This window comes from Acidocella sp. (assembly GCF_052326845.1).
Classification (GTDB): Bacteria; Pseudomonadota; Alphaproteobacteria; order Acetobacterales; family Acetobacteraceae; genus Acidocella.
In genome coordinates, this window is the sequence record NZ_JBKQJR010000040.1 from 1 (window position 1) to 6559 (window position 6559).

Sequence of the window (6559 nt, forward strand, 5' to 3'; positions counted from 1 at the left end):
GCCGGCATGAAGGACAGCAAGGTCATCGTCGCCATCAACAAGGACGAGGACGCCCCCATCTTCCAGGTCGCGGATTACGGCCTCGTCGGAGATCTCTTCAACATCCTGCCGGAGCTCGAGAAAGCGGTTTCATAGCGGAACTGATAAAAGCGCTATTTCGCCATTGCGGCTTGCAGACTGGCAATGGCGAGTAGCAAATTCGTCCGCGCCTGGGTTTGCGTGAGCGCCGCCTGGGCCGCATTGGCCTGGGCGGTGAGCACGGTGGTGTAGTCCACCGCACCCAGCTGGTATTGCGCGGCGGCGAGGTTATAGGCGGCATCGGCCGTGCGGGCCGCGGCCTGCGCCCGCGCGAGGGTCGTCTGGCCCGTCTGTACGGCTGAGAGTGCATCCGCCGCCTGGCCGAAGGCGCCAAGCACCGCGCCGCGATATGCATAAAGTGCCGCCGCCAATTCCGCCTGCGCGGCTTTTTTATGCGCGTGCAGCTCTCCACCTTCATACAAAGGCACCAGCAGATTGCCTGCCAGCGTCCATAGCGCGGAGCTGGTGTTGAAGAGCGCACCGAGCGTCCCCGCCGCATAGCCGCCGGAGGCGGTGAGTGAGACATCCGGATACAGATGCGCCACCGCCACGCCCAGCGCTGCGTTCTGCGCCGCCACCTGGGCCCGCGCGGCGCGAATATCCGGCCGGTTGGCGAGGTAGGCAGAGGGCAGCAGCATGGGGATTTTCGCGGGCAGCACCAACTGATCCAGCGTGATGCCGGGATCGGTGAAATCCGCGGGCAGCGTGCCGGTGAGAATTGCCAGCCTGTCGCGCTGCGCCTGCGCCTGGTTCTGTAGCGGCGGCAGCGTGGCCTGCGCGGCGAGAATGACGCCCTGCTGCTGCAGCACGTTGAGTTCCGGGATCGCGCCATCGGCGTATTCGCCCTGCAGCAGTGTGAGCAGATTCTGCTCGGCGGCGATGATGTCCTGGGTGGTGGCGATCTGCGCTTGCGCCCCGGCGAGGCCGATGGCGGCGGCGGCGATGTTTCCCGCCACGCTCTGGCGCGCCGCGTCCAACTCCGCCGCGTGGTATTCGGTCAGCGCCTGCCCGTTCTCGAATGTGTAGTGCCGGGCGCCGAACAGGCCGGGATCGTAGCTGATCTGCCCGGTGAGGGCGTAAATCGTATATGGCGGGGAGCTGTTCGGCCCGGTGGGGTAGGATTGCCGGGAGAGCGCGGGCGAGCCCGCCGGGTTCAGCCCGATTTGCGGCAGGAAGGCGCCATTGGCCGCCACCGCGTTCTGCGCCGCCGCCGCCAAATTTTGTGCCGCCTGGCCGACATCCGGATTGGCCGCCTGGCCTTTTGCCTCCAAAGCATTCAGGCTGGAGTTGCCGAAAATGGTCCACCACGCCTCCGGCACCGGACTGGCCGCCACGCCTTCTCCCGGCAGATAGGCCTGCACGGCCACATCCGTATCGGGCTTCGGCAGCGGTGGCGCGCAGGCCGCCAGCGCCAGCAGAAGCAGCAGGGCCTTATGATTCACGCCGCCCCCGGTGCAACAGGCAGTACATGGCCGGCACGGCGAACAGCGAGAGCACGAAGCCGCCGCCCATGCCCGTGGCGAGAATTGCGCCGAGATCGTAACGGATCGTCGCCTGTGGGCCGGTGGCAAGGATGAGCGGTATGGCCCCGCCGAGCAGAGCGAGCGTGATCATCAGGATGGGGCGGAAGCGCAGCCGCGCCGCGCGCATGGCCGCGGCACGGAGCGGGAAACCCAGCCTCCGCCCCTCATGCGCCACTTGCACGAAAAGTATGCCCTGGCGCGCGATGAGCCCCCAGACGGTGAGCAGCGCGATCTCGGTCACGATGTTCAGCGTCGCGCCGCCGGCTATGCAGAGCACCAGCGGGCCGAGGCTGGCCAGCGGCACGGTGGTGATGACGACGAACGGATCTCGCAGGCTCCGGAACTGCGCGGCGAGCAGGAAGAACAGCCCGGCCAGGCCCAAGGCGAAGAGCTTCTCGTTCTGCTGGTTCGCCTCCTGGTACATTTCCGAGGGACCGGAATAGCCGAAGCTCAGATCCCGCGCCCCGCTGGCATCGAATTCAGCGCGCAGATCCGCCAGCGCCTTGCTCAGCGGCACGCCCTGCTTTTGTTGCGCCTGAATGTTGATGCTGGGCAGCCCTTGCCAGGAGCCAAGCGCGTTCGGACGTTCCACCCCGGTGAGCGTGGCGACCGTGCCGAGCGGCACCAGCGCGCCGTTGCCCGTGGCCACCGGCAGAGCCAGCAGGTCGCGCGCCGCCGTATCACCCGGCAGGCCGGTGACGATATTCATCGAAGCGCCGTTGACGCTGGCTTGGCCGAGATTGCCCTCGGCCAGCGCCGCCGCCACGGTGTTGCCAACATCCCCCGGCGCGATGCCGAGCTGTGCCGCGAGCCGCCGGTCCAATTGCAGATCGTACTGGTATTGCGGTTGGCCGGGGTTGATTTGAACGAAGTCGAAATCGCCACTGGCATAGGCCGCCGCTTGCATTTTGTCCGCGATGCCGAGCAGCCGCGCCGCATCCGTCTGGCCCGAGACGTTGATGGAGACCGGCAGATCCTCCGCCCCCGGCAGGCCGGAATCCTGCGCCACGTAGGCGGCGAGTCCCGGCATGGCGCCAAGCGCCGCCGTCAGGCGCGTGACCGCGTCCGCCGCCTGCGCGGGTTTGTCGAATGTATAGCCGCCGAAAATGGCGTGGTTCAGCTCGGAGGCGACGAGCCATTCCGGCATAGTGGGATAAGTGTCGTGAAGCACATCCTCGATACGCGCGGCCTGGTCCTGCATGTAGCCGATGGAGGCGCCATTGGGCGCGGCGGCGAAGATGTTCACGTCCAGCCCGTCCGGCGCCGGGTCCAGGTTCTGCGGCGCGATGCGCGCGAGGGCGAGGCAGCCCAGCGCCACCAGAAACACCGCTCCGGCGATGAACGATGAGCGGCGCAGCGCCTTGCCTAGCAGGCGCAGATACAAGGCGCGCAGCTTGTCGAGAAAGCTTTCGCGTTCCCGGTGCACGTAAGACCGGCTGGCCCACATGGCGATGCTGGGCACAATGCCGAGCGCGATGGCGAGCGAAAGCAGAAACGCAGAGATCAGCACCAGCGCGAAGGGACGGAACAGCGCGGCGGTGAGGCCGGAGAGAAACCCCAGCGGCAGGAAGGCCACAACGAGGGTGGAGGAGATGGCCGCCAGCACCGGCGCCAGCCGCGTGATGCTGGCCTGCGCCGCTTCCAGCGGTTTTGCGCCTTCCGATGTGCGGCGGAAGATATCCTCCACGACCACGATCGCGTCATCCACCACCAGACCAACCGCCAGCACCAGCGCGATGATGGTGAAAAGGTTGAAGCTCTGGCCCGTGACCTGCATGACGACCGCAGCACCAAGCAGCGAGAGCAGGATGGCGAGGAACGGCGCCAGCGCGGCGCGCACGCTGCCGAGCGAAGCCAGCGTGATGGCGCCGACCAGCAGGATGGTGACGAACAGAGTGAGGGCAAGATCGTGCAGCGATTGCGTGACGCCGATGGATTCATCGTAGACGACGGCGAGTTTCACGCCCGGCGGCATCATTGGCTGCATTTGCGCCACCAGCGCCCGCACGCTCCGCGCAACCTCGATGATATTGCCCGTGGGGGCGATACCGGCGGCGATATAAACGGCAGGCTCGCGATTCCACCACGCCAGGTCCGTGCCCGGATTGAAGTCCACCGCCGCGTTGCTGACGCTGCCAAGTGGAATGGTGACGCCGTTGCGGGTGAGGATCGGCAAGGCCGCGAAATCCGACGGGGTGTTCAGCCCGGTCCCGGCGTTCACCGGCGTGGCGGTAGCGCTGCCACGCAGGCTGCCAGCCGGGGCGATGGCGGCGGCATCGGTCAGCTTCTGCTCCAGCGTCAGCGGCGAAACACCCAGCGCCTGCATGCGCAGCGGGTCCATGGTGACATGCAAGGCCGGGCTGCCGGAATAGAGCGTGACCGGGCCGATGCCGGGCACGGTCTCCAACCTCGGCACCAGATTGGACTGGGTGAAGGCCGTGATCGCCGCCACGTCCAGGCTGGGCGGAAAGAGCACGGCGACGTTCAGTTCCTGGTTGGCGTTGTCATCCCCCACCATTTTCAGCGTGGAGGGCTGTACGCCGGCGGGCAGATTGTTGCGCGCCGCGTTGACCGCCGCCAGCGCCTCGGCGAACACCGTGTCCGGCACGGCGCCAGGAGCGAGGAAGGCGTTGATATCCGCGCTGCCGGGCTGGGTGGTGCCGGTGACGTATTTAACACCGGCCAGCGCGGCGAGGCTGTTTTCCAGCGGCAGCGTGACGAAGCGGTCCACCGTCGCGGCGTCCGCGCCCGGAAAGCCCGTGGAAATGTCGATATAGCGTGGCGGAATGATGGGGCTGGAGCGGATGGGCAGGCTGAGGACCGCCACCAGGCCGAAAAGCCCGAGGGCAGACGCGGCAAGGCCCACCAGCACGGGCTGGCGCAGAAGGCTAGCCCATAGCGTCAAGGCGATGCCAAACTGACGGACGCGCCAGCCGACAGTTTGAAACCGCCGATGGCCACGATTTTCTGCCCTGTCTGCAATCCAGGGGCGGTGACGAAGCTCTGCGCTCCCGCGCTGCCGAGGATTTTAACGTACACCGCGCCAAGGGTGTAATTTCCGCCGCCGGCGGGAGTGAGCGCATATATATATGGTCCCAGCATGGAATCGTTCAGCGCCGTGCTTGGCAGGGCATAGGCGGGCTGCGGCGCGCCGGTGGCGATGTCCACCACCCCGGTCATGCCCGCGAGCAGGGCTGGCGGGGCGGTATCCAGCCGGCCTTCAGCATCGCGCGCATCGGTGGCGGCGTTAAGTTGCGGGCTGAGCGCGGTGAGCGTGCCGGTGGCGGTGATGTTCGTGCCGTCTCCCAGCGGGGCCGTGAGGGTGAACTTTCCGCCAGGGGCGAGGCTGGTGGCCTCCGTCTGCGGCACGGCAAAAAGCACGCGCAACGGACCGGGCGCGGTAAGGGTAAGGGCCACCTGCCCCGCCTGGACGTAATCCCCGGGGTCCAGCTGGCGTATGCCAGCGATGCCCGCGAATGGGGCGGTGATTTGCAACTGCGCCAGATTGGCCTGGTCCAGCTTAACTTGCGCGGCCGCCTCGACGGTGTCGGCTTCGGCCTGTTCCAGGGCTGACTGGCTGGCGCCGGAAATCGCCCGGAGCTTTTGCGTGCGGGCGAGGTCGCGTTGCGCCTGGGCAAGCTTGGCGGAATCCAGCGCGGCCTGGGCAAGCTGCGGCCCGTTCTGCAGCTGCACCAAAACCTGCCCGGCGGCGACTCGCTGGCCGGACGTGAATAGCACCTGCGTGACGATGCCGCTCTGCGCGGCGGCGAGGGTGGCGCCCTGCGGTGCGGCGAGGCTGGCGGACAGCTCCGCCTGCGGCCGCCAATTTGTGGCTGCCAAAGCGACAGATTGCACCTGCACCACCTGCCCCCACGCAGGCACTGCGGCAGACAATGCAACAAGAATAGGCAGTGTACGTATTATTGGAAAACCCCCAGCGGATTGAGGGATGATATTTTGTGCGATGCGACCTGCCTAGCCCCCGCACGCAAAAATTGTACGCGACAAACAGAGGCATGGTTTTTGCAAGGATACACCTGCCATATCGGCAAATACCGTGGTCTGCCGTGCAAGCAGGCAGCGCCGCATGCTGAAGGAAATTGTACTTGTACGCTAACGCTGAACAACATTTCTCCGAATGGGAGGCGCCGGAATTCGGCATGCCACGCGCCACGCTGCTGGCTGCTCTCATTGTCACCGGCTTGGCCGCCAGCCTCTGTGTGTGGTTAGCCGCCAACCCAACACCCCAGCCGGCGGCGCCGCAAATACAAGTGACGCAAGCCACGCTCACCACCCTGCCCCAGCCTACGCCGCCACCGCCGCCAAAGGTCGTGCCGCCGCCTAAGCCGATTCCGGCCGTGATCCCCAAGCCGCCGCCGGTGCAGAGCAAGATTGCCGTGGCGACGAAGCCGCCGCCGCCAGTGCATCATGTCTTCAAGCCCGTGCCGCATCCGGTTATCAAGCACGCGCCGCCGGCTCCGGTTTCCCAGCCTCCACACCCGGCCGCAACGGCGCCACAGGCAGCCGCAGCACCGGCACAGCCCACCAGCGGCATTGGCCCCTATGGCAACGGCATATACAATATCATCCAGGCCAATCAGAGCGTACCGCCGGCACTGGCGCAGCTGGGCGTCTCCGGCACAGCCTATATCACCCTCACCGTGGCGCCGGACGGGCATGTGATCTCGGCTGTGGTCGCCAAATCCAGCGGCGTGCCGCTCATCGACCAGACGGCGCTCGACCATGCGGAGCACGCCACCTACCCGCCCTTCAACAACGAAATGCCAGACAAGCCGCTGGTCTTCACCGTGCCGGTGCAGATTTCCCCGAACACAGACCAATAAGACGTCAAACAATATTGCCGCGCTAAATATTAGGCTTATTCGGCCCAAGATTTAAATGATTGACCAAAATCACGCCACGAAAGTGGCGTGATTTTTTGCGTTACCGTGTTTTTC

General features: G+C 66.1%; 4 protein-coding genes and 1 pseudogene. 2 read left to right on the forward strand and 3 right to left on the reverse strand.

Translation table 11 applies throughout. From position 1 onward, the window contains the following. Nucleotides 1-135 (forward strand): annotated as a pseudogene (locus ACLPJJ_RS02700) (electron transfer flavoprotein subunit alpha/FixB family protein); the annotation flags it as partial. 17 nt (nucleotides 136-152) lie between these two features. Here ACLPJJ_RS02700 and ACLPJJ_RS02705 read toward each other — a convergent pair. From ACLPJJ_RS02705 to ACLPJJ_RS02715, 3 genes are read right to left on the reverse strand one after another with little or no spacing between them, the layout of a single operon-like run. Beyond that, nucleotides 153-1520, reverse strand: a complete 1368-nt coding sequence (locus tag ACLPJJ_RS02705) for an efflux transporter outer membrane subunit (RefSeq protein ID WP_443589258.1) — start codon at nucleotides 1518-1520, stop codon at nucleotides 153-155. After that, on the reverse strand, nucleotides 1510-4506 hold the full coding sequence (locus ACLPJJ_RS02710) for an efflux RND transporter permease subunit (protein ID WP_443589260.1): 2997 nt from the start codon (nucleotides 4504-4506) through the stop codon (nucleotides 1510-1512). Before ACLPJJ_RS02710 ends, ACLPJJ_RS02705 begins: the two co-directional genes overlap by 11 nt. Then, entirely contained in the window at nucleotides 4503-5462 is a 960-nt protein-coding gene (locus ACLPJJ_RS02715) for an efflux RND transporter periplasmic adaptor subunit (protein WP_443589261.1), read from the reverse strand. The genes ACLPJJ_RS02710 and ACLPJJ_RS02715 overlap by 4 nt, the downstream gene beginning before the upstream one ends. Before the next feature lie 245 nt (nucleotides 5463-5707). Here ACLPJJ_RS02715 and ACLPJJ_RS02720 point away from each other — a divergent pair, with 245 nt between their 5' ends. Then, complete coding sequence (locus tag ACLPJJ_RS02720) at nucleotides 5708-6445, forward strand: energy transducer TonB (RefSeq protein WP_443589263.1); 738 nt, start codon at nucleotides 5708-5710, stop codon at nucleotides 6443-6445. Nucleotides 6446-6559: the final 114 nt, after the last annotated feature.